Below are 25,422 nucleotides of genomic sequence, written 5' to 3'. Positions count from 1 at the left end.
CCGCAGCCCGACATCTGGTGTCCGGGCCAGCAGGGGGCGACCAGGCCGCATGGCCGATTCGCCCACACGGGCAGGGGGCTAGCGTGAAGCGGTGAACCCTGTCTCTGCTGAAGCGACTCCCGAGTCGGCGGGCCTCCCGTCCCGCGCCGTCCTGCAGTTCCTGAACGGCTGCGAGGAGGCGAGACTGGAACTGCACGCCCTCGAACTGCTGCGTCACGGGCGGACGCTCGTGCGGGCGGCGTGGCGTCCCTTCAGGCTGGACGCCCCGCACGCGCTGTACTCGGTCAGCAAGAGTTTCGTGTCCACGGCAGTCGGGTTCGCGGTCGCGGAGGGCCTCTTCGGCCTGGACGACCCGCTGCCCACCCTCTTCCCGGCGGACCTGCCCGACGTGCCGGACGGGCAGCTGGCGGCCATGCGGGTACGTGACCTGCTCACCATGACGACCGGGCACGCCGACGACGTGACGGGAGAGCTGTACGGGCGGCCGCAGCCGTGGGTGCGGTCGTTCCTGGCGCAGCCCGTGCCGTTCGCGCCGGGAGCGCACTTCGCGTACAGCAGCGCCGCGACCTTCATGCTCTCGGCCCTGGTGGAGCAACGCAGCGGCCTGCGCCTGCTGGAGTACCTGGAGGCGCGCCTGTTCGCGCCGCTGGGCATCGGGGGCGCGACGTGGGAGCGCAATGCCGCCGGGGAAACGGTCGGCGGCTGGGGCCTGAGCCTGCCCGTCTCGGCGCTGGCGCGACTGGGGCAACTGTACCTGCAGCGCGGCGTATGGGAGGGCCGCCAGCTTCTCCCGGCGGGCTGGGCGGAACAGGCGACGTGCGCGCAGGTGAGCAGCGGGGACGCGGCAGCACCGGGCGCGGGCGACTGGGCGCAGGGGTACGGATTTCAGTTCTGGCGGTGCCGTCACGGCGCGTACCGGGCCGACGGCGCGTTCGGGCAGTTCGCGCTGGTGATGCCGGAACAGGGGGCGGTGCTCGCGCTGCTGTCGTCGGTGGAGGACATGCAGGCCGTGCTGGATCAGGTGTGGACGCACCTCCTGCCCGCCTTCAGGAGCGGGCCGCTCCCGGCGGACGACGCGGCACTCACGGCACTGCGGGCGCGGTGCGCCAGCCTCGGCGTTCCCGTCCCGGGCGGCGACCACACTTCCGTGTCGGCGGGCAGGCTCGCCGGTCGCCGCTTCAGCTTTCCCGCAAACGACTGGGGGCTGGAGGGCGTCCGCTTCGGCGACATCGGGCCGGACGTGCCGCTCACGCTGACATTCACGCACGGCACCTACGCGCACCGCGCGGGGTTCGGGGACTGGACGACGCACACGACCGCAGGGCCGCGCGCCAGAGACACGCTGCTCCCGCCGATGCACTGGGCGGGCGCGGCCGCCTGGACCGGTCACGGCACGCTGCACGTCCGCCTGCTGGACCTGGACGGGCACGGGACGCTCTCTCTGCACCTGAGCCATGCCCATGCGGCCAGGCAGGAGTCCCTGCGGGTCGAGGCGCAGTTCCTGCGGTCCTTCCGGCAGGACGGCGTGCTGAGGGTCGCGGGAACGCCCGGTTAGGCGTTCCGCCCGCCCGTGCTTCCGAAGCGGGTGCCGATGTACGCGGTCCACACGGCGGCGAGCGCGGTGACGATGCTCAGGAACCACAGGAGGTTCCCGAGGGTGTGGCTCGCGGCGAGGGCGTTCCAGCTGCCGAGCAGCTGCCACCAGTCGTGGCTGTCGGGGTCGTCGCCCAGCAGGGGCAGCAGGCGCGCCTGGGCGTCGGCGACGTACACGCTGACGTTCCCGAGGCTCTGCGCGGTCCACAGGAGCAGCGCGGCGCAGGAGACGCCCTCGCCGCGCCACAGGAACACGCCTGCCAGCGCGAGCGGGAGCAGCACCTGGAAGAGCGAGCCGCCCATCAGGTACAGCGTCTCTCCGAACGGCATGAACAGGACGTGTCCGGCCTCGTGGAAGATCAGGTCCACGCCGGACAGGAAACTCCACGTCTGGGGGTGCAGCAGGCCCGGCGTGAGCAGCGCGAGGGCCGTCAGGAAGGTCCAGAAGGCCCACGGGTGGGCGGGGTGGAGGGCGGCGGGCCTGGGGATCATGCGGGCCGGGCCGCTCCTGGCGTGCGGGCGGGCGTGGTCGCGCCGGGCATCGTCAGTCCCGTCCGCTGCCTTTCTGGCGGGCGAGGACGCCCATCAGGTCGCTGGTCTTCTGTTCCTGTTCGTTCAGCCAGCGGTGCAGGAGGTCCTCCATCAGTTCGTTGAGGTTCCCGTCGCGGCCCTTGCCGAGTTTGCGCCACACGGCGCGCAACGTTTCCTTGCGGATGTACACGGTTTCGAGCGGTTCGAGCGATTCCGCCTGGATCTTCTCGGCGTCCTTGCGGCGCACCTTCTGGCCCTGCAGGTAAGCGAAGCGTTTAGCCACGTGTGGCCTCCCTGGCGTGCGGCGTCACAGGATTTCCCGGGAGAGGCTGAGGATGTCTGCCCACGCCTGCGCGGAGCGTTCGTCGGGCACGTCGCGGCACAGCACACCGAGGTCCGCGGCGCGCAGGTACGACGCGTACTGGCGGACGAGGGTGTTGGTGACGGTGAGGCCCGCTTCGCGCAGGTCCTCGCGGGCGCGTTCGCCTGCGCCGGAGGTGGGCGGGACGCGCGTGAGGACGACCTTCAGTTTGCGTCTCGCGCCGCCCTCGCTGTTCAGGTAGTCGGCGATGGACAGGGTGGATTCCAGTTCGAGGGTGCTGACGCCGCTGGGGACGAGGATGGTGTCGGCGCGTTCGGACAGGTCGCGCAGTTCCTTGCGTTTCGGTCTGCCTTCCGTGTCGATGATGAGGGCGTCCAGTTCGCGCAGGGCTTTGGGGCGGACCTCGTCGGGTTCCAGCACCGGGAACGGCAGGCCCGGACCGCGCCGGGACCAGCCGACGCTGGAGCCGACGCGGCCGTCCTCGTCCACGAGGGTCACGCGCAGCCCGCGTTCCGCGAAGGCCCCGGCAAGGTGGACCGCCAGGGTGCTCTTCCCGACGCCTCCCTTCTCGGATGTGATGGCAATGACAGCAGACATGCCTTCAGGCTAGCAGGAGGATGAGAACGGCGCGTCATCGGTGAGTGCGGGCGCGTGCCACACTGAGGCATGACCACGCCACACGGCACGGCGGCAGGTGAAGTCCCGGCAGACGCGGAGCGCCGCGTGCAGGTGCTCATGCGGAGCGTCACGTACTGGACGGCGCGCGCCATGCAGGAGCAGGGCAGCCGTTTTTACCGGGCGATCGGGCAGGCGCTCGACGCGGCGGACGCAGGCAACCGCCGCGTCATCTACGCGGCGTGGCCGGACGAGTGCTGGGACTTCTACCTGCGCGGGCTGATCCTGCAGGCGCAGGAGGACGGCGGAGCGGACGCGGGATGAGGTGAGGGAACCGTCAGAGCGGGCGGGGTTTCCTGAGTTCCTCGCGGTACTCGTCGACGGTGGTCTGGGAGCTGCACTGGCTGGGATGGACGTGCAGGATGCGCCGCCACGCTTTGGGTTGCTGGTCGTCCACGATGATGTTCGGTTTGGGCAGGAACGCCTGGAAGCAGTGGGCGACGCCGCACGTCTCGGCGCACTGGCGGGCGTACGCGGCGCCCATGGAGGACCAGCAGTACAGTTCGGCGCCCTGCTTGTGGAGGGCCTTGATCTGTTTGATGACGCTGGGGATGGGGATCTGTCGCGTGCCGTAGTGGCGCAGCAGGGTTTCGTCCACGTCGACGTACACGGCGAGGCCGGCGACCTTGCAGTCTGCGGGCAGGGATTGTTGTGCCGGTTGTTCGGGTTCGGTCCGGGTCGTTCCGGCGTCGGGGGCGTGGGTCGCCGGGACCGATGTGGGGGAGCTCATTGCAGAAGTGTACTCCCGGGTGCATGAAGAGAACCTGAAGGTCCTCACAGAAGGCGGCCCGTCCACCCGGACCGTGAAGATCGGGGCGGGCCTGCCGGGGGGCGCGGTGGGGTGACGGGTCAGGCGGGGGTGGGCATGCAGTCGGTGACGGCGGCGTCCACCCCTGCAGAGAAACGTTCGAAGTTCGTGCGGAACATTCCGGCGAGCCTGCGGGCGGTCTGGTCGTACCGTGCGGGGTCGGCCCAGGCGGTGCGCGGGTCGAGGACCTCGGCGGGCACGCCGGGCACGCGGGTGGGGATGCTCAGGCCGAAGTTCGGCTCCTGCACGAAGGGCACGTCGTCGAGTTCGCCGTTGAGGGCCGCGTTGATGAGGCGGCGGGTGTGCGCGATGCTCATGCGTTTGCCTTCGCCGTACTTGCCGCCGGTCCAGCCGGTGTTCACGAGCCACACGCGGGCGCCGCTGGCGCGGACCTTCTGCGCGAGCAGGCGGGCGTACTCGCCGGGGTGTCGGGGCATGAACGGTGCGCCGAAGCAGGTGCTGAAGGTCGGTTCGGGGTCCACGACGCCCTGTTCGGTGCCGGGAATCTTGGCGGTGAAGCCGGAGATGAACTGGTACATCATCTGCTCCTCGGTCAGGCGGCTGAGGGGCGGGAGGACGCCGAACGCGTCGGCGGTCAGGAACACGATGTTCCTGGGGTGCCCGGCGAGGCCCTCGGGGACGATGTTGTCGATGTACTCGATGGGGTAGGCGCTGCGGGTGTTTTCGGTGAGGGAGCCGTCGTCGAGGTCGGCGGTGTGGTCGCCGCGCAGGACGACGTTCTCGAGGACGGTGCCGTACATGTGGGTGGTGCGGTAGATGGCAGGTTCCGCGTCGCGGTTCAGGCCGATGACCTTGGCGTAGCAGCCGCCCTCGAAGTTGAACACGCCGCGGTCCGTCCAGCCGTGCTCGTCGTCGCCGATCAGGGCGCGTTCCGGGTCGGCCGAGAGGGTGGTCTTGCCGGTGCCGGACAGGCCGAAGAACAGGGCGACGTCGCCGTCCCTGCCGACGTTCGCGGAGCAGTGCATCGGCATGACGCCCACCTCGGGCAGCAGGAAGTTCAGGACGCCGAAGATGGCTTTCTTGTTCTCGCCGGCGTACTCGGTGCCGCCGATCAGGACCATGCGGCGCGTGAAGTTCACGAGGATGAAGGTGTCGGTGCGGGTGCCGTCGCGGGCCGGGTCGGCGTGGAAGCTGGGGAGGTTCAGGACTGTCCAGTCCGGCTGGAAGGTGTCGCGGTCGTCACCGGTGGGGCGGACGAACATGTTGCGGACGAACAGCGAGTGGTACGCCATCTCCTGGATGAAGCGCACGCCGATGCGCTGCTCCCGGTCGGTCCCGGCGTACAGGTCCTGCACGAACAGTTCGCGGCCGTCCGTGTGGGCTTCCATGCGCGTGAGGAGCGCGTCGAAGACGCTGGGGGCGATGGGGGTGTTGAAGCCGCCCCACCAGACGGCGCCGCGCGTGAGGTCGTCCTCGACGATGAAGCGGTCCTTAGGGCTGCGGCCGGTCTTGTTGGTGCGGACGGCGAGGGGGCCACCCTCGCTGATGTGGCCCTCGCCGCGCCGGATGGCGGCCTCGTACAGTTCGGCGACGGTGGGGTTGTGGTGAATGCTGCCCGGGTTCAGGGGGAGGTTCAGGGTCACTTCGTGTTCGTTCATCGTGGTCATGGTCTGTCCCTCCGTGAAGTAGCAACTTTGTTTTCAGGTCGTGATTTCCCCCATTATTTGGGTGGAATCGCTCCCGTTCAAGCCTGAAATCGTCACGCTGGGGGTGACAACTGGTGTACCGTGTACACCAATTGGTGTATTTGGGGGGGTGTCCCCGGACCGCCCTCCCCCCCCGCCGCGCTTGACCGTTCCCTCACCCTCGGGGCCTACACTGACCGCAGATGCGCGCCCGTCCCCTCCTGACCACCGCCGGCCTGCTGCTGGCCGCGGTCTCCCTCACCCTGCTCGTCACCCACCGCACGGCAGGCGCGCCCCCCACCCTCCGGACGGCGGCCCGGCCCGCGCCCGAGTGGCCGTACCCGGAGTACGAGCAGGGCCCCCTGCCCGTCCCGGTCCCGCCGCGCGTGGCGCTGCAGGTGCCGGTGCCCGCGCCGGTCTTCACGACGCTGCTGCGCGAGGACCGGCCCGTGCAGCTCAGCGAGGGGCAGGTGGGGGTCACGCGCGTCGCGCTGCTGCGCGGCGGGCAGCCGGTCAGCAGGCACGTGCTGTGGCGCAGCAGCGTCGGCGAGTTCATCCGCGCGTCGGGCGCGGTGGCGGGCGTGAACGGCACCTTCTTCAAGGACGCCGCCATCGCCTCCAACGACTCCAACATGCTCGGGCCGCTCCTCACGCCCGGCGGGCACTTCCTGTCGGAGTCCGACCCCAGCAAGTTCCGCAAGATCCAGGGCCGCCCGCTCGTGGCGTGGTCGCACTCGCGGTTCATGGTGACAGCCTTCGATCCGCGCACCATGAACAGCAAGGCGGACGTGCAGGCGCTCCTTCCGGGCATGACGGACGCCTTCCTGGCGGGCGCGTGGCTGGTGCACGGCGGGCAGGCGCTCAGCCGCGCGCAGATGATGACGCACGCGCCCAGCGACGCGCAGCAGGTCCGGCCACGCGTGTTCTTCGGCGTGACGCGCGACGGGCTGAGCATCGCGGGGGCCACCATCACGCCCGTCAGCAGCGAACGCCTGGCACGGATCGCCCAGCAGGCGGGCGCGCAGGAAGCGGTCCTGATGGACAGCGGGTACAGCACCAGCCTCATCTACGGGTCGCGCGCCCTGGCAGTCGGGCACTCTTCCCGCCGGGTGCAGTCGCGCCCCGTGCCGCACGCCATCGTGTTCATGAACCCCGTCATGGCACTCGCGCCCGCCCGGAAACCCTGACTTCCGGGGGACGGAAGAGATGCGGCGGGTGTACAGTACGCGGGTGTCCGAGCAGTCCTCCTCCCCGAGCGTCCCTCCCGTCCCAGACCCCGCCGCGCAGGCCGCCCCCCGGCCCGGCAACCCGCAACCGGCCGCGCCTCACCTCGCGGTGGTGCTCGTGTCGCCCAAGACGCCCGGCAACATGGGCGCCACGGCACGCGCCATGCTGAACATGGGCGCCAGCGACCTGCGGCTCGTCGCGCCGCGCGGCGACCACCTCGACTCGGGCGCCGTCGCGATGGCCGTGCACGCCGAAGCGGTCCTGCGCGGCGCGCGGCTGTACGACACGCTCGCCGAGGCGCTCGCGGACCGGGACCTGTGCATCGGCACGACCGCCCGCAACCGCGCGGACCTGCCGGACCCCGTGCACCCCGCCACGCTGCGCCCCCTGGTGCGGCAGGCCCACGCGCCCGCCCTGGTGTTCGGGCCGGAGGAGTCCGGCCTGTCCAACGAGGACCTCGAACTGTGCCAGGCGAGCGTCCGCATCCCCACCTCCGACTACGCCAGCCTGAACCTCGCGCAGGCCGTGCTGCTGGTGTGCTACGAGTTCCTGCAGGGGCAGGACGTCACGGAGGCCGCCCCGACCCGCAAGCTCGCCACGCGCGAAGAGATGGACGGCCTGTACGCCCACCTGCGCGACACGATGCTCATCACCGGGTACACGGACGAGGTGCGCGCCACGCACACCCTGCGCCTGTGGCGGCACTGGATGGACCGCGGCCTGCTGAACACCGCCGAGACGCGCCTCTTCCGGGGCCTGCTGCGGCAGGTGCGCTGGAAGATCAGCGAGGCGCGCAAGGTGGCGGGCCTGCCTCCCCTGCCCGCCCCGCGCCTGCGGCCCTCGCAGCTGGCAGAGGACGACGCGGGGACCGGCGCGGGCGACGACACGACGGCCTGAGCGCCCCCGACGCTTTTCCCGGCGCGGCGGCGCTCTAGACTGCGGGCGTGACCGTTCAGGACCGCCTCCCCGCCAGCGAAACGCAGTCCACCTTCAGCACGCCGCTCTCGCGGCGGCTGGGATTCTCGCGCAGCATCCTGCCCGCACTCATCGTGCTGGTGGTCGTGGCGTACGAACTGCTCGTGCGGCAGGTGCTGGACCGCACGGTGGAACTCACGGCTCACCTGCTGTTCTACGGGCTGGTGGGGCCGCTCGCGACGTTCTTCACCATCCAGTGGATCGCGGACGGCGCGCGCGCCCGCGAACGGGCCGAACAGGAACTCCGGCAGCTGTACCTGCAGCTCAGCGCGCAGAACGAACGCCTGGAGGCCGTGCAGACCCTGATGCGCGAGGTGGCGGACGCCCCGGACCTCGAAGCGCTGCTGCAGGTCGCCGCGCAGGGCGCGGTGCGCGCCACGGGCGCCACGCACGCCCGCCTGAACCTCGCGGGCCTGGAACTCAGCAGCCCCGTGAGCGGCTCCGCGCGCGGCAGCACCCTGCTGGAATCCCCGAGTGCCGACCTGCGCGAACTGATCGTGCCGCTCAGCACGGGCGGCGGACGCCAGGAGCACGAACTGGCCGGACAGGAACGGCTCGGGCAGATGAGCCTGTACTTCGACGCGCCGCCCCGCAGCGACACGCGCGCCCTGGCCGAAGCGATCGGCGCGGAGGTCGGCGCGGCCCTGTACAGCGCGCAGCAGCGCAGCCGGGACCTCATCACGCTGTACGAGGTGGACCAGTCGATCCGCGCGGAACGCAACATGCGCCGCCTGCTCGCCCGCGTGACCGGCAACATGGCCGAACGCGTCGGCGCAGGCTCGCGCGCCGCCTACCTGACGGACGCGGACGGCGTGCTGCGGCAGGAGTACTTCCAGAACGGCGACCGCGAGGTGAAGACGGGCGGCACGGTGCCCGCCTTCGTGCAGCGGGTCGGTCAGGGCGGCCTGCCCGTCACGGCGTCCGAGGCCGAAGCGCAGGACGTGCTGCCCGGCACCCGCAGCGCCCTGGGCCTCCCCATGCGCGGCGAGGACGGCCTGGTGGGCGTCATCGTGCTCGGCTCGGAACGCGAGTCGGCGTTCTCCGGCATGCGCGTCCCGCTGCTGGCGCTGCTCGCGTCCCAGGCGACGCTCGCCGTCCGCAACGCCCGGGCGTACCTGCACAGCGAGGAGGTCGCCACGCAGGAGGAACGCAGCCGCATCGCGCGCGAAATTCACGACGGCGTCGCGCAGTCCCTGGCGTTCTGCGCGATCCGGCTGGACCTCGTGGAGCGCCAGATCCTGACGCAGCCGGACCGGGCCGTGCAGGAGGTCCGCGCGGCCAGCAGCCTGCTGCGCGAACAGATCCGCGAGGTGCGGCGCAGCATCTTCGCGCTGCGGCCCATCGACCTGGAACGGTACGGACTGCTGGAAACGGTGCGGCGCTACGTGCTGGATTTCGGGGAGCAGAACAGCGTCCGCGCGCAGCTGACGGTGGACGGCGAGGTGTCGCTCGCACCGGGCGACGAGGCCGTCATCTTCCGGATCCTGCAGGAGAGCCTGAACAACGTCGCGAAGCACGCGCGGGCCACAAGCGTGGACGTCACGCTGCGCGGCGGGGCGCGCGTCAGCCTGACCGTGCAGGACGACGGGCAGGGCTTCGACCCGGCCCTGGTCAGCGGGCGCGTGTCGAGCGCGGGCGGACTGGGCCTCACGCAGATGCGCGAACGCATCGAGGCGCGCGGAGGCGTGTACCGCGTGCAGAGCGCCGTGGGTCAGGGCACCCGCGTCGAGGTCACGCTCCCCCAGGGCTGATCCCTGGGCACGCCGCTGGTCACGCCTGCTTCCGGACACGGTGTTCGGGCGGGTCAATCAGGTGTCCAGGAAGCGCACCATGAGTTCCTCGTCCACGTCCTGTCCGTCCACGCGCATGGCGCGGCGTTCCAGGCCGTACACCGTGAAGCCGTGGCGGGCGTACACGCGGCGCGCGGCGACCTGTGGGACGCTGACGCTCAGCGTGACCTGCAGCAGTCCGGCGGACCTGGCCCAGGCGAGCAGGTGCGTGAAGAGTGCGTCGGCGGTGCCCTGGCCGCGCGCGTGTGGAACGACGTACACGGCGTAGATGCTGCCTTTGTGGCGTTGTTTGAGGGCCGGGTTGCGCAGGGCGGTGACCGCGCCGACCAGTGTGCCGTGCAGGAACGCGCCGAGCGTGACGCGTTTGCCCGGCAGTTCCTGCAGGGCGTCCGCGACGGCGCTGAGGGTCTCGTGGCGGTATTCCTCGGCGCTGCGTCCGAAGGCGAGGGGCGCTTCCTGCAGGCCCGCGAGGCGGAACGCGCGGTACTCGGGCGCGTCCTCGCGGGTGAGCGGGCGGACGTGCAGGGGTCCGGGCGTCAATTCAGGACCCGGCCCTGCCCGGAGTCCCCGCCGGGCACGCCGTCCGGGAGGGCCAGGACGAAGGGCGGGATGGGCGCCCACGCCTCGTGGCCCCAGGCGTTGCGGACGCGGTAGCGGCCCTCCATGCGGCCCGGCGCGACCTGCAGCGTCACGAAGCTGTCGTATACGTACACGCCGCCCGGCGCGAGGACGGGCGTCTGGCCGACCACGCCCTCACCGGCCACCTGCGTGACGCGGCCCTCGCCGTCCGTGATGGTCCACTCGCGCGCGAGGACCTGCCAGCTCTCGTCGGCGCGGTTCTCGATGGTGATGACGTACTGGAACAGCCAGCGGCCGTCCCGGGAGTGGTCGGGGCGGTACCGGACGTCCACCGCCACGGAAAGGTCCGGCTGGTCGCTCATGCCTTCACGATAGCAGCCTCACCCTGACGCGGCCCTGACGGACCACGGCACAGGGAGCGCGCCCGACCTGTGGAATGGTCACGCTCAGTTCATGGGACGGCCGGGGCCGCCCGAGCCGTCCTTGTCGCGGTCCTCGGCGCGCTTGCGGAGTTCGCGGGCGAGGTCCGTGAAATCGTCGGCGCTCGGCAGGATGTTGCGGCTCGCCTTGCGGGCCTCCTGCGACACCTGAATCTGCTGCGGCCTGCCGAACGGGAGGCCGTCGCGGCGACGCTGGAAGTACGCTTCGGCGGTCCGGCCGAGCACGTACGTCCAGCCGTACACGGCGGGCGCCGTGATGACGCCCCCGATGACCGGCAGGGCCAGCTTGGCGAGGCCGCGCATGACCTGCCGGGCGGCCATGCCGTACGCGACGGTCACGCCGAGTTCCTGCACGATCTCGCGGGCGCGGGCAGCGCTCACCTCGAAGCCGTAGATCTTGCCGATGTGCAGCACCATCTTCACCTGCAGCGGCGTGATGAGCAGCAGGTCCGCGAAGGGGAGCGGTTCGACCGCGATGGCGCCCGCGAGCAGCGCCGCGCCCCGGATGACTTCCTCGGTGTTCTGCTCTGGCGTGAGGGAGGGGTCCACGTCCAGGTTGAAGTTGTCGAGCACCTGTTTCAGGAGGGGCAGCATGCGTTCAGTGTACGCCGATGCCGGGGGCGGGTCCTGGGAAAGTGGGGCCTGAACGGTACGCAAATCCTTAGATTCCGGGCGGCCGGGACGGGTGTGCAGCCTCGCGCGGGGGCCGCGCGCGGCGTGCGGGGCTGCCCTGCAGAGGCCTGCGGCACACGCTACACTGCGCGTCATGATCTCCATCGTGACCGATTCCACCAGCGACCTGACGCTGGAGGAGCAGCAGCAACACGCCATCGTCTCCGTGCCCCTGTACGTCCTGTTCGGCGGCCAGATGTACAAGGACGGTCTGGAGATCACGCCCGCGGACATCTTCAAGGGCCTGCGCGAAGGCAAGAAGACGCCCTCCACCTCGCAGCCCAGCCCGGCCGAGTTCGCGCAGGCGTACAGCAGGGCGCTCGAAACGGCGGACGAGGTGCTGAGCGTCCACATCAGCGGTCAGCTGTCCGGCACGGTCGGCAGCGCCCGCCTCGCCGCGCAGGACTTCGGCGGGAAGGTCACGGTGCTGGACAGCCACACGACCGCGATGGGTCTGGGCATGCAGGCGATCCGCGCCGCGCAGATGGGCCGCGAGGGCCGCAGCATGGCGGAGATCGTGACGGCCCTGGAGCGCGTGCAGGCGAACGCCGTCATCCGTTTCACGGTGGACACGCTGGATTTCCTGCGCATGAACGGCCGCATCGGTGGCGCGGCGGCCCTGCTGGGCGGCCTGCTGAACATCAAGCCGATCCTGGCGGTGCGTGGCGGCAAGGTCGACGCGGCGGGCCGGGCGCGCGGCGCGAAGAAGGCGCAGGCGGACATCGTGCAGTTCGCGCGCGATTACGCGCAGCAGCACGGCCCGGTCCGTGCGTCGTTCATCTGCACGGACGGCGGCGAGGCGACGCTGGAGGAGATGCGCGCCACGCTGGCGGGCAGCGGCATCGAGGACTTCGGCAACCACAAGTTCGGCGCGGTGATCGCCACGCACGCCGGTCCCGGCACGTACGGGCTGGCGCTGGAACCCCTGAACTGATGCGTCTGCAGGCACCGCGGCGCCTGCGCAACAAGGGCCGTTACGTGCTGCTGGCCCTGGTGGCCCTGGCGGGCGGGACGGCGTGGCTGAACCGGGCAGGCAGCGGGACAGACCCGCTCCTGCCGGGACGGGCTCGCGCCGCCATGCAGGCGGGAGGCGTCACGGGCACGGCCGGGGCGGGCGGCGTGCAGGTCACGCAGGGCACACCGTGCCTGAACGCTCCTGCCGGGACGGAAGCGCCCGCCCCGCCGCCCCGGCTGTCCGGGCGGCTCGGGCTGTACGTCGCCGTGGTCGACCCGGTCACGCTGCAGCCGCGCCGGGTGGTGTCGCACGACCCGGACGGCGTGTTCCCGCTGGCGAGCACGTACAAGCAGGCGGTCCTGTGGGCCGTGCTGCGCCAGAAGGACGCGGGCACCCTGCGCCTGTCCGAGACGTTCGAAGTGACGCCCGGCACGCAGAGCCTCGGCAACTACCCCTACGATCACAGCGACGTGCCCACCCTGGCCGCCCGCATGATCCACAACTCCGACAACACCGCCACCGACCTGCTGCACCGCCGGGTGGGCCTGCAGGCCGTGCAGGACGTGGCGGACACGCTGGGCCTGTGCCGCACGCGCCTGATCCTGCCCACCAAGGACTGGTGGACGGCGCAGGCGGGCCTGTCCGGGAATTTCCCTGGCGCGGCCGCCTTCGCGTCGCTGCGCGGGCCGGAACTGCTGCGGGCCGCGCAGGCGCTCGACGAGGACGCGAGACGCAACCGCGCGGACGTGCTGCAGCGGCGTCTGAACGACTACTTCGATCACCGGTACGCGCCCGACACGGACCTCGGCACGCAGAACGTCAGCACGCCCGCCGAGTTCGCTCACCTCGTCGCGGCGGAATTCCTGCGCAGCGGCCTGAGCGCGGACGCGCAGCAGATGCAGCGCAGCGTCATGGCGACCGGTTTCGGCCGCACGCGCCTGCAGGCGCCCGTCACGTACTGGGGCGGCAAGGGCGGCAACGGCTGGCGCCTCCTGACCTTCAGCGGGTACCTGCACACGGCGGGCGGCGAGGACGTCGTGTACGCCTTCATGCAGCATGGCGCGGACCAGGAGTACACCATGCACAACACCGGCGCGGCCTTCGCGTGGATCAACGCGGCCATGAAGACCGTGCTGCTGGAAGGGGACGGCGGACACGTGCAGCCGGACGCGGCAGCGGCACCCACGGCGGCACGCCCGGCCATGCCGACCGCGCCCTGACCGGACGCGCGGGTCAGTTCAGGTAAGGTGCGAAGCGGGCGAGCACGGCGGCCGGGGGAGTCGCCGTGGCCGTCTGGCGACCGTTCGTGCCGTTCAGGAGCAGCACGGCGCGGCTCCCGGCCTTCGCGTAGCGCGTCCCGGCGGACGTGAGCGTGTAATTGCCGCTGAGCAGCACCAGCTTGCCGCCGTCCAGCACGACGACCCGGTCGGCCTTCAGGGCGGGCGTGCGGGCCGTGACGCCGCCCGTCGCGACGACTGCGCCGCTGCGGGTGTCGAGACGCACGGTGCGGGCCGTCAGGTCCTTCAGGGCGCTGTTCTGGAAGGCGAGGTGGCCGTTGGCGTCGAGCCTGCCGCCCGGCACGTCGTACGTGACGGTGTCGGCCCGCAGGTTCCCGCCGCCCGCCGTGCGGATCGTGACGCCCGTGGCGCGCAGGCTCCTGCCGGCCTCGTAGCTCATGGTGCGGCCCTGCAGGGTCAGGCCGTGCGCCGCGTCGGTGGCGGTGCCGCCCTGCGGGAGGTCCGTGCGGCCCGTCTCGAGGTTCAGCGACTGCGCGCCGCGCGCCTGGATCTGGAAGCCGCCGAGCGTGATGGCGTGCGCCGCGAACGGTACGGTCAGGGCCGCGAGCAGCGTCAGGACGGGCAGGCGGTGGGGACGTGGCGTGCGGTTGGCCGTCATGGCTCCATCATGCACCTCCCCGCGTGAGCGTGCGCGCGTGAAGGTGAGAAACTTCTGTGACCTCCTCACCTGGAATCCGCTACACTCGCGCCCAGTGAAGCGCTCCACCATCCTGCTGCTGAGTACCGGCCTGACGCTCGCCGGACTGACCCTCCCCGCCCTCCCCCACTCGGGCCGGGCGAGCGCCGCGCCGCGCATCGGCACGCACGAGGGCTTCACGCGCCTCGTGTTCGACCTGCCCGGCCCGAGCACCGTCAGCACCGCCCTCAGCAGCGGCAGCGGCGGCAACCGCGTCCTGACCGTCACGCTCAGGGTGCCGCTGCGCGCCGAGCAGGGCACGCTCGCCGAGCCGGGCGTCGCGTCGTACACCGTGGAGGGGTCGCGCGTCAGCGTGCAGCTCGCGGCGGGCGTCACGGACGCCGCCGCGCAGGTGTACCCGGCCGGGAACGGCCAGCCCGCCCGGCTCGTGATCGACGTGCCGCTGCCCACCGGGACGCGGCCCGCGCCCGCCAGCGCGGCCCGGCCCGCAGCGACCGCCACGAGCGGCGTCCCGGCCCGGCCCGTCATCCAGCCTGCCAGCACCGTCGCCCGCCCGCGCCTGAGCGTGGTGCTCGACGCGGGGCACGGCGGCGTCGACCCCGGCATGGTGAGCCGCTGGGTGACCGAGAAGGAAGTGACGCTGGACGTCGCGCAGCGCGTGCGCGGGTACCTCACGGCGCGCGGCGTGAACGTCATCATGGTGCGCTCCAGCGACACGCAGCTGTCCGTGGACAAACGCACCGACCTCGACCGGCGCTCGCGCCTCGCCAGTGCCGGGACCGTGAACGCGTACATCAGCATTCACGTCAACAGCGGCAGCAGCAGCGCCAGCGGCATCGAGACGTACTACTTCGGCAGCACCCTGCCCGGCAGCAAACGCTCCATCGCCGTGCAGGAGAACGGTGGTGGCAGCATCGGGCAGGAACTCACCCGCAAGGCCAGCAGCAACGCGCAGAACCTGGTGGGCGATCTGCTCTCGCAGGCGAAACTCGCGTTCAGCGCGCAGCTGGCACGCAGCATCCAGTCGCAGCTCATCGCGCAGACGGGCGCCGAGAACCGTGGCGTGCAGTCGGACGCCTTCTACGTGATCCGCAACCCCACCGTGCCTGCCGTCCTGACCGAGGTAGGGTTCGGGACCAGCCCCACCGAGGGCGCGAAGCTCGCGCAGGCCGGGTACCGGGACCGCCTCGCGAGCGCCATCGCGACCGGCATCCTGCGCTTCCTGAAGGTGCAGTGACGTCGGCACCCCGAAGAGACGGAGCGCCGACGTCGGACGAGATCAGTTGAGGCCAGCGGGAGGGCGGGTCGTCCGGTGCTGCCGCGGTGTCACGCTCAGCGGCGTTTCTTGACGTGCCATTCCGCTTCGTGGATGCCCGCGCGGGCATTCGCGGCGCGCGCCATGATGAACAGCAGGTCCGACACGCGGTTCAGGTAGACCTGCGCCTGCAGGTTCACGGCCTCGTGCTCCATCAGGCGGATCACGTCGCGTTCGGCGCGGCGGGCGACGCTGCGCGCCACCTGCAGGGTCGCGGCGGCGGGCGTCCCGCCGGGGTGGATGAACTGCGTGAGGGGCGGCACGCCGTCCTGGTAGCGGTCGATCAGCGTTTCGAGGTGCGTGACGTCCTGCTCGTCCATGCGGGCGATGTTCTTGCTGTAGGGGCTGTCGTTGCGGGTGGCGAGGTCCGCGCCGAGGTCGAAGAGGGCGTTCTGCAGGTGTTCGAGGTCCGCGTCGAGGTCCGCGTCGGGCTTGTGGGAGCGGGTGTTGTGGGCACGGGCGAGGCCGAGGAGGCTGTTGAGTTCGTCGACGGTGCCGTACGCTTCGACGCGCGGGTGGCCCTTGCTGACGCGGTCCGCGCCGTACAGGCCGGTCTGTCCGCCGTCTCCGGTCTTGGTGTACAGTTTCACGCGTTCAGCCTACCGGATGCGGGCGAGGCCCTCTGCAACAAGGCCCGCCTTCGTGGGGGGCGTGGGGGGCGCGTCACAGTTCGAGTTCCGGCTTCCCGAACTTCTCCTTCAGGAAGCGCCCGTTGGCCTGCAGGGCGTCGGCGTCGCCGCTGACGGTGTCCTGCGTGACGCGGTCGAGGGTGCTGGAGAGCAGGTCGAGCTGCTCCTGCACGAGCGCGTCGGGGCTGCGGCCCAGGCGGGCGCTCGCCTGGGCGCGCAGGGCGGGCGGGATGTTCAGGTAGTTGCGGAACGTGCCGGGAAGGTAGTCGGTGATGATCTGCCGGACCGTGAAGGCGTTCGGGTCGCCCGCCTGTTCGAGTGCGGCGAGGCGCGGGAGGATCGCCTGCAGCTGCCGAGCGATGTGCTGCGTGCGTTCCAGCAGGGCGGGCGGCACCTGGCCGCGCAGGGAGTTCACGAAGCGCGTGAGGTCCGCGCCGAGGTCGTCGGCACGGGCCTGCTGCGCCGTCAGCACGTCGGCGCGGGTGCGGGCGGGCGTGACGAGCACGCCGAGCACGTACAGGCCGAGCACGATGGGCAGCCACCACGTGCCGAGCAGTCCGGCGAAGTGCGCGCCGAGGCCCAGCAGGGCGAGGGCCGCGCCGACGAGGTGACGGGTGCTGCTCAGGTACCGCATGGCGCTCCGGCCGGGCGGGGCGGGGTGGCGGGGCGGGTCACTGGTAGCCCCGGATCTGCTTGAAGGCGGCCTGCAGGTCGCTGGTGCCGTCGAAGGTGCGGCCACCCGTCAGGGTGGCGATCTCGTTCATGGCGTCGCGGCTCGCGTCGCCGAACAGGATGGTGAAGGTCCGCACGGCCTTCACGCTGCCGGGCAGGGCGTCGTACGCCCGCCTGAAGTCGCGGGCGCTGGGGCCCTCGTTGCTCTCGCCGTCCGTCATGAGGACGATGCTGGTGTACCGTCCGGGCGGGGCGTGCGCGGCTTCGGCGTACGCCGCTTCGAGCGCGCCGTAGATGTTGGTGCCGCCGCCCGGCTGGAGGGCCTGCACGCGCGACTGCAGTTCCGTGAGGGCCTGCGCCTTCTGAGGGCCGATCTCGGTGGTCTGCGGGGTCTGCACGCCGGAGCTGAAGGGGATGAAGGTGACGCGCTCGCGGTTCGCGAAGTTGGAGAAGCGGCCGGTCAGGGTACCGTCCGCGCCGCTCAGGCCGAGCAGCGCCGCCTTGAGCGCCTCCATGCGCTGCCCGCCCATGCTGCCGCTCGTGTCGAGCACGAAGATGGTGTTGGCGGGCGTGCGCGTGTCCTGCAGGTACGCGTTCAGGACGGCGTTCACGGCTCCTCCACTGCCGGGGAACGGCAGTTCGATGGTCAGTCCGGCCGGGAAGTCGGCGGTGAGCGGGACGGCGCGGTTGACGGGGCGGCGGCGCGTCTCCTGCAGGATGCGGCGCTGCACGTCCGTGCTCTTCAGGGCGTCGACGAGCTTCTGGTACGCGTCCTGCCGGTCCTTGTTGAGGAGCATCAGGGGGTAGTCGGCGGTGATCAGGCCGTCTTTCGGGTAGATGAGCGTGAGCGGCTCGCGGAGTTTGCCGCTGGCGTTCAGGCTCAGCAGGACCGATTCGTAGTTGATGAGGCCGTTCAGGCGATCCTGGTCGTGCAGGTACGCGTCCGACAGCCAGCCGCTGCTGCCGCTGGTGAGCGCCTGCCCCCGGAAGAAGCCGCGCAGAGCGGGCGCGGTCACGTCGGCGGCCGTGATGGCGTCGCCCTTGCCGCTCACGGCGGCGACCACGCCGATCAGGGCGGACAGGCCGCTGTTGCTGGCGGCGGGGTTCGCCATGCCGTACTTCAGGTCGCCGCTGGCGGCCTTCTGCGCGATGTCCTTCCAGCTGACGCTGCCGGACGTCCAGCCCCAGCGGCGGGCGCTGGACGCCTTGACGCCCAGCACGACGGGGGACAGCATGATCTTCTCGCTGGCGAGCACGCGGCCCTGCAGGCCGTTCTGCAGCTGCAGGTAGCGGGCGCTGGAGAACCACACGAGGTCCGGTCTGGCGCCGCCCAGGAGCTGTTCCGTGCCGTCGAGCGTGCCGGTGTAGCGCACGTCGAGCTTCACGCCGGTCTGCCGGGCCACGTCGTCCAGGATGGGTTTCAGGTCGCTGAGTTCGCTGCCGCCGAGCACGGTGAGGGTGGTGGCGTCCCCGCCGCCCCGGCACGCGGCGAGCGCGAGCGGCAGGAGCAGCAGGGCGAGGGGGCGGGCGGCGCGCTTCACAGCTTCAGGTCGCGGCCGGGGTCCGGCAGGTTCAGTTCCTGCTGCACCTCGCTGGACGCCCGGCTGCGTTCCTTGTCGAGGTACTTCTGCGCGCCGTCCACCTGCGTCTGCAGGGTGTTGATGCTGCGCTCGAAGGTGTCGAGGGCACGCAGGCGGTACGTGGACACGTCGTCGAGCGCGGTGTAGATGTTGTCGAAGGCGGCCTTGAGCTTGTCGATGCTGATGGTGGCGCTGCCCGCCTGCGCCTGGATCTGCGCGCCCTGCGTCTTCAGGAGGCGGCTGGTGCCCTCGATCATGTTGGCGGTGGTGGTGTTCAGGGCCGTCACCTGATCGAGGACCAGCTTCTGGTTCGCGAGGGCCTGCGCGACGATCACGGCGGTCCGCAGGGCGCTGACGGTGGTGGTGCTGGCGCGGTCCACGCCCTTGATGAGTTCGAGGTTGTTGCGGCGCACGAGGTCGAGCGCCATGTACCCCTGGATGCTCACGGCGAGCTGCGTGAGGAGGTCCGTGACGCGCTGCCGGACGGCGAACAGCAGTTCCTCGCGCACGATGCGGGCCTTCTCGGGGTCGGTGCTGTCCATCGCGGCGAGGCGTTCGGTGAGCGCCTGATCGACGGCGCGGCCCACGTACACGTACTGCCGGAGTTTCGTCATGAGCGCCCAGAGGTTCACCTTCTCCTGCTCGATGGCGGCGTTGTCCTTGCGCAGCTCGTCCTGACTCCTGGCGAGCGTGGTGAGGATGGCGTTCAGGTGGCCCTGCGCGGACTGGTAGCGGTCGAAGTACGCTTCGATCTTCCCGCCGAAGGGAATGATGCCCAGGAGTTTCCGGACGCTGAAGAGGTCGCCCGCGCGGCTGGGGTCGAGGTCCTCGACGGTGCGGCGCAGGTCGGTGAGGCCCTTGGCAACCTGCGCGCCCTCGGAGAGCGTGCCGAGGTTCGTTTCGCGGATGGGCCGGTCGAGCATGCGGCTCGACACGCTGGACGCCTGCCGGATCTCGTCCTGCCCGAGGTTGTGGATGGCGTTGACCTTCTCCTTGAAGTCGGTGCTCTGCACGTCGGCGTTGATGAGGCCCGTCAGGAACGCCTGGGCGCGCGCGTCGAGGCCCGCCTTCTGTTCGGGCGTGATCCGGATCATCTCGTCGCTCTGCTGCGGCGTGACGGCGGGGACGGGCGCGGGCGCCTGGAGGGTCTCGGGCGGGGTCAGTTCCGGCAGGGCGTTCGGGTCGGTCATGGTGTGCCTCCTGGGGCGCGGGTGGGGCGGAGGGGCGTCATTTCGGGTACTGGTTCTGGATGGTGGAGATCATGGCTTCCAGCACCTCCTGGCTCGGCAGGTCGACCGTGTCGATGATCGTGCCGGGCACGGTGAGTCCGGCGGCGTTCGCCTGCTTCTGGAAGAGGGCCGCATCGCGCGTGCGGTACCCGGCGCGCGCCGCGAGGCGCTGCAGGTCGGGGTCGGTGGTGAGGGCCTCCCCGAGCCTCGATCCGGCGGGCGTGAGCGGCACGAGGACGTGCTTGGTGACGATGCCGGGCTGCGGGTACAGCAGCACCGCGCCGTCCGGCAGGGCGTGGTCGCGGGCCGCCTCGATGAACTGCGACTCGTAGATGTTCACGAGGGGCGTCTTGCCCGCCCCGAGCGCCTGGTAGTCCTCGAAGGGTCCGGCGCTGCTGCTCTCCTGGTAGCCCTGACGCAGGAAGAGCGGCGATACGCGCGGCATGAGGGCGGGGAGGTCGCTCGCCTGCGCGACCGTGTTGCCGTTCAGGAGGTTGCTGACGAGCCCGAGGTACATGGCGGCGCTGTTGCTGGTACGGACGTCGGTGGTGGTGACGAGGACGCTGCGGGACGACGGGTAGGCCGCCGCGCCCTTCAGGGCGTTCCAGCGGGTGCCGGCCTCCATGACCTTCAGCAGGGCGGGCAGGTCGAGCGTGCCGTAGCTGCCGTGCGCCGTGGCGAGCGCGTTCTGTTCGAGGACGCGCAGGACGGGCGCGAAGCTCGCCACGACGACGGGGGTGTAGAACACGTCGTACACCTGCTGCGCCTTGACGCGCCTGCGGACGGCGTCGGAGGCGGGCACCCCGGCGGGGAACACGAAGTCCGTGCCGCTCAGGTCGCGCGTGGCGATCTCGCGTGATCCGGCCTTCAGGAATTCGACCTTCAGCTGGTGTTTCAGGAGGGCGGCCGTCACGTCCGGGTCGCGGAAGAAGGCTTCCTTCTCGCTGCCGATGACGCCGTGGACGGTGACGATGCGGCTGGCCAGCAGCTGGCCGCGCACGCTGACGTAGATCCCGAAGCCCAGGCCCAGGGCGAGCAGGACGGTCAGGATCAGGTTGATCGGACGCTTCATGAAGGGGCCTCCGGTCTGATTGTAGGGGCAGGGCGGGCGGGACGGGCGGGGGCGTGTGCGCCCGGCAGGTCACGGCGGCGCGGACGGGCACGTGAAGCGGCCCGGTCCTGCCCTGCCCCGGCTGGGCGGGGTGGGCAGACCGGGCACTGACACTTCAGGCTCATCTGTCTTTCAGCGTGTCAGAGGTGCGTCAGCGGCCCGTCAGGTGCCGACACCCCCCCCGGCGCTCATTCGAGACGGCTCACCTCGCGTTCCGGCGCTCCGGCGGCGTGCGCGGCCTTCAGGGCCTCCAGCGCGCGGCCACGGTGCGACACGGCGCGCTTCTCCTGCACGCTCAGTTCGGCCATGCTGCGGCCGTCCGGCAGCAGGAACAGCGGGTCGTACCCGAACCCCGCCTCGCCGCGCGGCCCTTCGAGGATCTCGCCCGCGACCTCGCCCCGGTAGCTTTCCAGGTGCCCGTCCGGGTACGCGAGCAGCAGCACGCTCACGAATTTCGCGGCGCGGTCCTTCTTGCCGCGCAGCTGTTCGAGCAGGTGCACGTTGCGGGCGGTGGCACTGTCGAGGTTCCCGAAGCGGGCGCTGAACACGCCGGGGTCGCCGTTCAGCGCGGAGACCTCCAGGCCGCTGTCGTCGGCGAGGGCGGGCAGGCCGGACTGCAGGGCAGCCGCGCAGGCCTTCAGGGCGGCGTTCTCCTCGTAGGTGGTGCCGGTCTCCTCGGGGAGGGTGATGGTGGGCAGGCTGGCGTCGTCGAGGGCGAGGAGGTCCCAGCCCAGTCCGGACAGCGCCTCCCGGATCTCGGTGACCTTGCCGGGGTTCGAGGTGGCGACCACGACCCGCAGGGGTGCGGTGGTGGCGTTGACAGGGGCAGACGGGTCCAGACTCATATCGGTCATTCTAGACCCGGCGTGGGACGCCCGTTGCAAGGTTTTTCGGATTGGCGTGCCGGGGCGGGCGACGCGGCGTACGGAACGCGGGTGGCGGGGCGGGGCCACCCTGGCCTGCCGCCCCGCCACCCGCCCGTGCGGGCATGGCGCACACGGCGCGTCACAGCTGGCGCTGCACCTCGGCGAGCAGCTGCCCGGCCCCCACGATCCCGGCGCGCAGCAGCTGAATGTACACGTCCGGGTCCATCGGCGTGCCTTCCGCGCCGCCCTGCGCCTCCAGCAGCCGACCGTCCAGGGTCGCCACGACGTTCAGGTCCGCACTCGCGCCCGCGTCCTCGCTGTAGTCGAGGTCCATGCGGATCTCGCCGTCCACGAGGCCCACGCTGACCGCCCCGACCGGGTACAGGATCGGCGAGTGGATCAGCACGCCCGTCTGCACCAGCCGCTCGCTCAGGTCGTACAGCGCGGCGTACCCGGCCAGGACGCTCGCGACACGCGTGCCGCCGTCCGCTTCGAGCACGTCGCAGTCGATCACGAGTGTCTGGTTACGGAAGGGTTTCAGGTCGAGCGCCGTGCGGAAACTGCGGCCCAGCAGGCGCTGGATCTCGTGACGGCGGCCGTTCTGCAGGTTGCGTTCCCGCGCGATGCGGTCCTGCGTGCTGCGCGGCAGCATCGAGTACTCGGCCATCAGCCAGCCTTCCTTCTTGCCGCGCTGGTGCGGGGGGACCTTGTGGTCGATGCTGACGGTGGCGAGCACCTCGGTGTTCCCGATGCGCAGCTGCGCGCTGCCCTCGGCGTGACGGCTCACGCCGCGCTCGACGGTCAGGGGGCGGGCGTCGAGCAGGCCCCGGCCCTCTCTGGGAATGCGTTGTGTCATGTTCAGAACCTCGTTTCTGCGGCGCTCGCGCGGCGCGTTTCGCGTCTCCCCTGTTCCCTCGCCGGTCAGACCGGGAGGACGGTGGCGTGCTGCACCGTGGGGGCGTCCGGCAGCAATTGTCGCACACCGGGCGTCACGCGTGCCGGGTCGCCCGTCGTGAAGACCGACACGCGCCCCGGCGTGCCCGCGGGATTCAGGGCGTTCACGGCCTCCAGGCGGCGGCGCGTCTGGCGGGCCACGCCGTCGCCGGAGTCGAACAGCGTGAACGCGTCCCCGAACTCCGCGCGGATGGCGGGCGCGAGGTACGGGTAGTGCGTGCAGCCCAGCACGAGCGCGTCCACGCCCGCCTGCAGGGCCGGGGTGAGCACCTCGTGCAGCAGGGCGCGCGCCTCGTCGCTCTGCGCGCCGCCCGCCTCGACGAGCGGCACGAGCCGCCGCTCCCAGAGCTTCATGACCTGCACGCCGTTCGGGCGGGCGTGCTCAGTCACCACGCCCTCCAGCAGGTCGCCGTCCAGGGTGATGCGCGTGGCGAGCACCGCGACCCGGCCGCTGCGCGTGGCGTGCACGGCGGGCTTCAGGGCCGGGACGAGGCCCACCACGGGCAGGTCGAGCGCCTCACGGACGGGATTCAGCGAGAACGCGCACGCGGTGTTGCAGGCGATCACGACCAGTTTGCAGCCCTGCTCGCGCAGCCAGTTCACGCCCGCCAGCGTGAGGGCCTGCACGTCCTGCCGGTCGCGGTCGCCGTACGGGACATGCGCGCTGTCCGCGAGGTACAGCACGTCCTCGTGCGGCAGGACGCGGCGCAGGTCCGCCAGGACGGACAGGCCGCCCACCCCGGAGTCGAAGATGCCGATGGGTTGCGCCGGCCCGCGCGCCGGGAGGGCGTGGGCGTTCGTGCCGGATGTGCTGCCCTGCCCCGTCACTGCAGGATGTTCCCGGAGTCGCGCAGCAGCACCAGGGCCTCCAGCGCTTCGAAACGCCATTCGGGCTGCATGCGGATCGCCTGCGGCGGGCAGGAGGCCTCGCAGGCACGGCAGCCGGTGCACGCCGCGAGCGCCAGCGTGAGCGTGACGCTCCCGTCCGGCTGCACGTCGCGCGTGATGGCGTCCGTCGGGCAGACGTTCGCGCAGACGGGACAGTCGATGCAGGTGTCGTCCACGACGGGCGCGGGCCAGTGCACGGGCGCGTCCGGGGCGGGCGCGGGCCGCAGGGCACGCACGCGCCACTGCCACTCGGACGGCACGCGGTCCTCCGGCTCGGACCAGTCCACGAAGGGGAGCGGCGAGTCGGGAATGCTCTGCGCGGCCATGGTGCGCGCCCCACGGGCGAGCGCCCCGAACACGCCCCGGCGGCTCACGGTCTCCCCGCTGCCCGCCCGGGCGGGGTCGTGCGGGCGGACCGTGACGCGCGACGCGCGGCCCGTCGCGCCGCGCAGCAGGTTCGCGTCCTGCACGACCCGCGCGACCGATTCGGGCACGTCCGGACCGCCGAGCGTGCAGGTGCCGCAGTCGCCGTGCACCAGCGTGAGCGGCACGTCCCACGCGCCCGCCGCCATCACGGTGCTGACCGTGACGCGCCCCAGGCACGGCAGGGCCTTGCCGCCCTCCTCGCTCCTGCTGCACACCAGTTTCGCTTCGGGCTCCTGGCCGCGCGCGGCACCCGTCTTCTGTTCGCGCACGGCGTTCAGGGGGGCGGTCACGTCGTACTCCAGCGCGCCGCTCGGGCAGGCCTGGACGCACAGGCCGCAGCCGGTGCAGGCGGCGGGATCGATCACGACGCTCTGCGGGATGAGGATCGCGTCGTGCGGGCAGGCCGTCTGGCACAGGTCGCAGCCGCCGACGCTCAGGCGTTCGGACAGGCAGCGCGGGCCGGTGTAGCGCGGCACCATGTTGCCGTACTCGCCGAGGAGCTTGAAGACGCCGTCTAGCATGCCGGGACCGGCAGCGCGGAGCGCGGGGAGCGGGCGGGAAGGACCGTCATGACGCGCAGTTTACGCCGCCGGACCGCCCGGCAGGGTGACGCCGGACGCGCCCTGCCGGACCGCATCCACCGGCAGGGCAGCCTCGCCCGCCGCGCGGGTACGGAGGCTGGACGCGAGCGCCGACACGAGTGGCAGACCCGCGCGGGCCGGGAGGACCGCGACGCCCAGGTGGCGTTCCAGCGTCTCGGGCAGCGGCAGGACGCGCACGCCCGCCGGGAGCGGCAGCGTCGCGAGGCGCGGCAGGATCGCGTACCCCAGCCCGTGCGCGACGAGGCCCAGCATCACGCTGTCGTTCTCGATCTCCAGCACGCTCTGCGGCGTGACGGCGTGCTCGTGCAGGTACGTGTGCAGCCGCCGGTTGCAGGCGTCCGTCCCGGCGGGCAGCAGCAGCGTGCCGTTCAGGTCCGCCCAGCGGGCGCGCGTCTCGCCCGGCGCGCCCCGGTCGCCCGGTACGATCAGCACGTACTCGTCCTGCCAGTACGGCCAGCTGAGCAGCGGTCCCTGCGCGGGCAGGTTCAGGATGACCACGTCGGCCCGCCCGGACTGCAGGAGCGTGCCGGGGTCGCGGCCGTCCGAGTCGGCGTCCATCACCTGCACCCGCACGTCCGGGTGCCGGGCGCGGAACGCCGCGAGGACGGGCGGCAGCAGGAACGTGGCGACGCTGCGCGGCGCGGCGAGCGTGAGGGTGCCGTGCAGTTCGGCGTCGTCCTGCACGGCGAGCTGCAGGTCCTGCGCGGCCTGCACGGCCCGCTCGGCGTGCGCCTGGGCGCGCGTTCCGGCGGGGGTGGGCGTCACGCCGGACGCCGTGCGGCGCAGCAGGCGGACGTTCAGGGCGCGTTCCAGGCCCGCGACGCCTTCCGAGACGCTGCTCTGCGACATGCCGAGTTCGGCGGCGGCCTCCCCGAATCCTCCGGCCTGCAGCACGGCCAGAAAGAGGCGCATCTGGGAGAGGGTGGGGGCGCTGCGGGGCTTCATGCCTCAGTGTACGCGGCCACGCCTGCGCCGACATCGGAACTTCCGATGGCAGCGCGC

Annotated in this window: 27 protein-coding genes; 8 read left to right on the top strand and 19 right to left on the bottom strand. The window is 71.7% G+C overall.

All coding sequences use genetic code 11. The annotated features are described in order from the left end of the window. Positions 1-91 precede the first annotated feature (91 nt). The gene (locus IEY33_RS00515) at positions 92-1,555 is read left to right on the top strand and encodes a serine hydrolase domain-containing protein (protein WP_188960282.1); all 1,464 of its coding nucleotides are present in this window, start codon (positions 92-94) and stop codon (positions 1,553-1,555) included. Here IEY33_RS00515 and IEY33_RS00510 read toward each other — a convergent pair. Genes IEY33_RS00510 through IEY33_RS00500 form a run of 3 tightly spaced genes read right to left on the bottom strand, consistent with a single transcriptional unit; the run spans position 1,552 to position 3,043 of the window. Beyond that, on the bottom strand, positions 1,552-2,085 hold the full coding sequence (locus IEY33_RS00510) for a hypothetical protein (protein ID WP_188960281.1): 534 nt from the start codon (positions 2,083-2,085) through the stop codon (positions 1,552-1,554). The two genes, IEY33_RS00515 and IEY33_RS00510, sit on opposite strands and share 4 nt — an antisense overlap. Before the next feature lie 52 nt (positions 2,086-2,137). Next, positions 2,138-2,407, bottom strand: a complete 270-nt coding sequence (locus IEY33_RS00505) for a hypothetical protein (protein WP_188960280.1) — start codon at positions 2,405-2,407, stop codon at positions 2,138-2,140. A gap of 24 nt (positions 2,408-2,431) precedes the next feature. Further along, positions 2,432-3,043 carry a nucleotide-binding protein gene (locus tag IEY33_RS00500; protein WP_188960279.1) on the bottom strand — a complete coding sequence of 204 codons (612 nt, stop codon included), beginning with the start codon at positions 3,041-3,043 and terminating at the stop codon, positions 2,432-2,434. A gap of 69 nt (positions 3,044-3,112) precedes the next feature. On the opposite strand from IEY33_RS00500, the gene IEY33_RS00495 reads away from it, so the two are divergent. Beyond that, positions 3,113-3,385, top strand: a complete 273-nt coding sequence (locus IEY33_RS00495; protein ID WP_188960278.1) for a hypothetical protein — start codon at positions 3,113-3,115, stop codon at positions 3,383-3,385. A 13-nt stretch (positions 3,386-3,398) separates the two neighbouring features. Here IEY33_RS00495 and IEY33_RS00490 read toward each other — a convergent pair whose 3' ends face one another. Further along, a complete protein-coding gene (locus IEY33_RS00490; RefSeq protein ID WP_229670645.1) occupies positions 3,399-3,851 on the bottom strand; it encodes a hypothetical protein in 453 nt (150 codons plus the stop codon). Positions 3,852-3,970: 119 nt separating this feature from the next. Beyond that, on the bottom strand, positions 3,971-5,557 hold the full coding sequence (gene pckA / locus IEY33_RS00485) for a phosphoenolpyruvate carboxykinase (ATP) (RefSeq protein WP_188960277.1): 1,587 nt from the start codon (positions 5,555-5,557) through the stop codon (positions 3,971-3,973). A gap of 221 nt (positions 5,558-5,778) precedes the next feature. On the opposite strand from pckA, the gene IEY33_RS00480 reads away from it, so the two are divergent. From IEY33_RS00480 to IEY33_RS00470, 3 genes are all read left to right on the top strand, one after another. Beyond that, complete coding sequence (locus IEY33_RS00480; RefSeq protein ID WP_188960276.1) at positions 5,779-6,762, top strand: phosphodiester glycosidase family protein; 984 nt, start codon at positions 5,779-5,781, stop codon at positions 6,760-6,762. A gap of 148 nt (positions 6,763-6,910) precedes the next feature. Continuing rightward, a complete protein-coding gene (locus IEY33_RS00475; protein WP_268238803.1) occupies positions 6,911-7,699 on the top strand; it encodes an RNA methyltransferase in 789 nt (262 codons plus the stop codon). Between the two features lie 47 nt (positions 7,700-7,746). Further along, a complete protein-coding gene (locus tag IEY33_RS00470) occupies positions 7,747-9,528 on the top strand; it encodes a GAF domain-containing sensor histidine kinase (RefSeq protein ID WP_373287907.1) in 1,782 nt (593 codons plus the stop codon). Between the two features lie 57 nt (positions 9,529-9,585). Here the strand turns inward: IEY33_RS00470 and IEY33_RS00465 are convergent, their stop codons facing one another. The 3 genes from IEY33_RS00465 to IEY33_RS00455 form a co-directional block, all read right to left on the bottom strand. Continuing rightward, a complete protein-coding gene (locus IEY33_RS00465; protein WP_188960274.1) occupies positions 9,586-10,107 on the bottom strand; it encodes a GNAT family N-acetyltransferase in 522 nt (173 codons plus the stop codon). After that, on the bottom strand, positions 10,104-10,508 hold the full coding sequence (gene apaG / locus IEY33_RS00460) for a Co2+/Mg2+ efflux facilitator ApaG/CorD (RefSeq protein WP_188960273.1): 405 nt from the start codon (positions 10,506-10,508) through the stop codon (positions 10,104-10,106). The genes IEY33_RS00465 and apaG overlap by 4 nt, the downstream gene beginning before the upstream one ends. An 84-nt stretch (positions 10,509-10,592) precedes the next feature. Further along, positions 10,593-11,180 (bottom strand): YcjF family protein, encoded by a 588-nt coding sequence (locus IEY33_RS00455; protein ID WP_188960272.1) that lies wholly within the window; start codon positions 11,178-11,180, stop codon positions 10,593-10,595. Positions 11,181-11,352: 172 nt separating this feature from the next. On the opposite strand from IEY33_RS00455, the gene IEY33_RS00450 reads away from it, so the two are divergent. Next, positions 11,353-12,192: a DegV family protein gene (locus tag IEY33_RS00450; RefSeq protein WP_188960271.1), complete on the top strand. Its 840-nt coding sequence runs from the start codon at positions 11,353-11,355 to the stop codon at positions 12,190-12,192. Continuing rightward, complete coding sequence (locus IEY33_RS00445) at positions 12,192-13,433, top strand: serine hydrolase (RefSeq protein WP_188960270.1); 1,242 nt, start codon at positions 12,192-12,194, stop codon at positions 13,431-13,433. The genes IEY33_RS00450 and IEY33_RS00445 overlap by 1 nt, the downstream gene beginning before the upstream one ends. Positions 13,434-13,446: 13 nt before the next feature. Here IEY33_RS00445 and IEY33_RS00440 read toward each other — a convergent pair whose 3' ends face one another. After that, on the bottom strand, positions 13,447-14,109 hold the full coding sequence (locus IEY33_RS00440; protein ID WP_188960269.1) for a hypothetical protein: 663 nt from the start codon (positions 14,107-14,109) through the stop codon (positions 13,447-13,449). A 94-nt stretch (positions 14,110-14,203) separates the two neighbouring features. Here IEY33_RS00440 and IEY33_RS00435 point away from each other — a divergent pair, with 94 nt between their 5' ends. Beyond that, positions 14,204-15,385, top strand: a complete 1,182-nt coding sequence (locus tag IEY33_RS00435; RefSeq protein ID WP_229670644.1) for an N-acetylmuramoyl-L-alanine amidase family protein — start codon at positions 14,204-14,206, stop codon at positions 15,383-15,385. A gap of 95 nt (positions 15,386-15,480) precedes the next feature. On the opposite strand, the gene IEY33_RS00430 is transcribed toward IEY33_RS00435, so the two are convergent. The 10 genes from IEY33_RS00430 to IEY33_RS00385 all read right to left on the bottom strand — a co-directional run bounded on the left by IEY33_RS00430 (position 15,481) and on the right by IEY33_RS00385 (position 25,365). Next, a complete protein-coding gene (locus IEY33_RS00430) occupies positions 15,481-16,053 on the bottom strand; it encodes a cob(I)yrinic acid a,c-diamide adenosyltransferase (RefSeq protein ID WP_188960267.1) in 573 nt (190 codons plus the stop codon). A gap of 73 nt (positions 16,054-16,126) precedes the next feature. Continuing rightward, positions 16,127-16,726: a hypothetical protein gene (locus IEY33_RS00425; RefSeq protein WP_188960266.1), complete on the bottom strand. Its 600-nt coding sequence runs from the start codon at positions 16,724-16,726 to the stop codon at positions 16,127-16,129. A gap of 37 nt (positions 16,727-16,763) precedes the next feature. Then, on the bottom strand, positions 16,764-18,305 hold the full coding sequence (locus IEY33_RS00420; RefSeq protein ID WP_188960265.1) for a substrate-binding and vWA domain-containing protein: 1,542 nt from the start codon (positions 18,303-18,305) through the stop codon (positions 16,764-16,766). Beyond that, the gene (locus IEY33_RS00415; protein ID WP_188960264.1) at positions 18,302-19,534 is read right to left on the bottom strand and encodes a toxic anion resistance protein; all 1,233 of its coding nucleotides are present in this window, start codon (positions 19,532-19,534) and stop codon (positions 18,302-18,304) included. The genes IEY33_RS00420 and IEY33_RS00415 overlap by 4 nt, the downstream gene beginning before the upstream one ends. A 37-nt stretch (positions 19,535-19,571) precedes the next feature. After that, positions 19,572-20,645, bottom strand: a complete 1,074-nt coding sequence (locus tag IEY33_RS00410; protein WP_188960263.1) for a hypothetical protein — start codon at positions 20,643-20,645, stop codon at positions 19,572-19,574. Between the two features lie 227 nt (positions 20,646-20,872). Next, positions 20,873-21,529, bottom strand: coding sequence for an RdgB/HAM1 family non-canonical purine NTP pyrophosphatase (rdgB, locus tag IEY33_RS00405; RefSeq protein WP_188960262.1), 657 nt, complete (start codon positions 21,527-21,529; stop codon positions 20,873-20,875). Between the two features lie 160 nt (positions 21,530-21,689). Further along, positions 21,690-22,406 (bottom strand): ribonuclease PH, encoded by a 717-nt coding sequence (gene rph, locus IEY33_RS00400; protein ID WP_188960261.1) that lies wholly within the window; start codon positions 22,404-22,406, stop codon positions 21,690-21,692. Positions 22,407-22,471: 65 nt separating this feature from the next. Then, complete coding sequence (gene murI / locus IEY33_RS00395; RefSeq protein WP_229670643.1) at positions 22,472-23,332, bottom strand: glutamate racemase; 861 nt, start codon at positions 23,330-23,332, stop codon at positions 22,472-22,474. Continuing rightward, a complete protein-coding gene (locus tag IEY33_RS00390) occupies positions 23,329-24,339 on the bottom strand; it encodes a 4Fe-4S binding protein (protein WP_188960259.1) in 1,011 nt (336 codons plus the stop codon). The genes murI and IEY33_RS00390 overlap by 4 nt, the downstream gene beginning before the upstream one ends. Before the next feature lie 60 nt (positions 24,340-24,399). Further along, positions 24,400-25,365 (bottom strand): LysR family transcriptional regulator, encoded by a 966-nt coding sequence (locus IEY33_RS00385; RefSeq protein WP_188960258.1) that lies wholly within the window; start codon positions 25,363-25,365, stop codon positions 24,400-24,402. Between the last annotated feature and the right edge of the window lie 57 nt (positions 25,366-25,422).

This window comes from Deinococcus aquiradiocola (assembly GCF_014646915.1).
GTDB classification, from domain to species: Bacteria; Deinococcota; Deinococci; order Deinococcales; family Deinococcaceae; genus Deinococcus; species Deinococcus aquiradiocola.
The sequence above is the reverse complement of the archived record's forward strand: the minus strand, read 5'-3'. Positions and strand labels throughout refer to the sequence as shown.

What these genes read in the sequence shown, in the direction of transcription:
- IEY33_RS00510 (WP_188960281.1), bottom strand. Translation starts at nt 2,085, where the DNA reads ATGATCCCCAGGCCCGCCGCCCTCCACCCCGCCCACCCGTGGGCCTTC.
- IEY33_RS00500 (WP_188960279.1), bottom strand. Translation starts at nt 3,043, where the DNA reads ATGTCTGCTGTCATTGCCATCACATCCGAGAAGGGAGGCGTCGGGAAG.
- IEY33_RS00495 (WP_188960278.1), top strand. Translation starts at nt 3,113, where the DNA reads ATGACCACGCCACACGGCACGGCGGCAGGTGAAGTCCCGGCAGACGCG.
- IEY33_RS00490 (WP_229670645.1), bottom strand. Translation starts at nt 3,851, where the DNA reads ATGAGCTCCCCCACATCGGTCCCGGCGACCCACGCCCCCGACGCCGGA.
- pckA (WP_188960277.1), bottom strand. Translation starts at nt 5,557, where the DNA reads ATGACCACGATGAACGAACACGAAGTGACCCTGAACCTCCCCCTGAAC.
- IEY33_RS00480 (WP_188960276.1), top strand. Translation starts at nt 5,779, where the DNA reads ATGCGCGCCCGTCCCCTCCTGACCACCGCCGGCCTGCTGCTGGCCGCG.
- apaG (WP_188960273.1), bottom strand. Translation starts at nt 10,508, where the DNA reads ATGAGCGACCAGCCGGACCTTTCCGTGGCGGTGGACGTCCGGTACCGC.
- IEY33_RS00455 (WP_188960272.1), bottom strand. Translation starts at nt 11,180, where the DNA reads ATGCTGCCCCTCCTGAAACAGGTGCTCGACAACTTCAACCTGGACGTG.
- IEY33_RS00450 (WP_188960271.1), top strand. Translation starts at nt 11,353, where the DNA reads ATGATCTCCATCGTGACCGATTCCACCAGCGACCTGACGCTGGAGGAG.
- IEY33_RS00445 (WP_188960270.1), top strand. Translation starts at nt 12,192, where the DNA reads ATGCGTCTGCAGGCACCGCGGCGCCTGCGCAACAAGGGCCGTTACGTG.
- IEY33_RS00440 (WP_188960269.1), bottom strand. Translation starts at nt 14,109, where the DNA reads ATGACGGCCAACCGCACGCCACGTCCCCACCGCCTGCCCGTCCTGACG.
- IEY33_RS00425 (WP_188960266.1), bottom strand. Translation starts at nt 16,726, where the DNA reads ATGCGGTACCTGAGCAGCACCCGTCACCTCGTCGGCGCGGCCCTCGCC.
- IEY33_RS00415 (WP_188960264.1), bottom strand. Translation starts at nt 19,534, where the DNA reads ATGACCGACCCGAACGCCCTGCCGGAACTGACCCCGCCCGAGACCCTC.
- IEY33_RS00410 (WP_188960263.1), bottom strand. Translation starts at nt 20,645, where the DNA reads ATGAAGCGTCCGATCAACCTGATCCTGACCGTCCTGCTCGCCCTGGGC.
- rdgB (WP_188960262.1), bottom strand. Translation starts at nt 21,529, where the DNA reads ATGAGTCTGGACCCGTCTGCCCCTGTCAACGCCACCACCGCACCCCTG.
- rph (WP_188960261.1), bottom strand. Translation starts at nt 22,406, where the DNA reads ATGACACAACGCATTCCCAGAGAGGGCCGGGGCCTGCTCGACGCCCGC.
- IEY33_RS00390 (WP_188960259.1), bottom strand. Translation starts at nt 24,339, where the DNA reads ATGCTAGACGGCGTCTTCAAGCTCCTCGGCGAGTACGGCAACATGGTG.
- IEY33_RS00385 (WP_188960258.1), bottom strand. Translation starts at nt 25,365, where the DNA reads ATGAAGCCCCGCAGCGCCCCCACCCTCTCCCAGATGCGCCTCTTTCTG.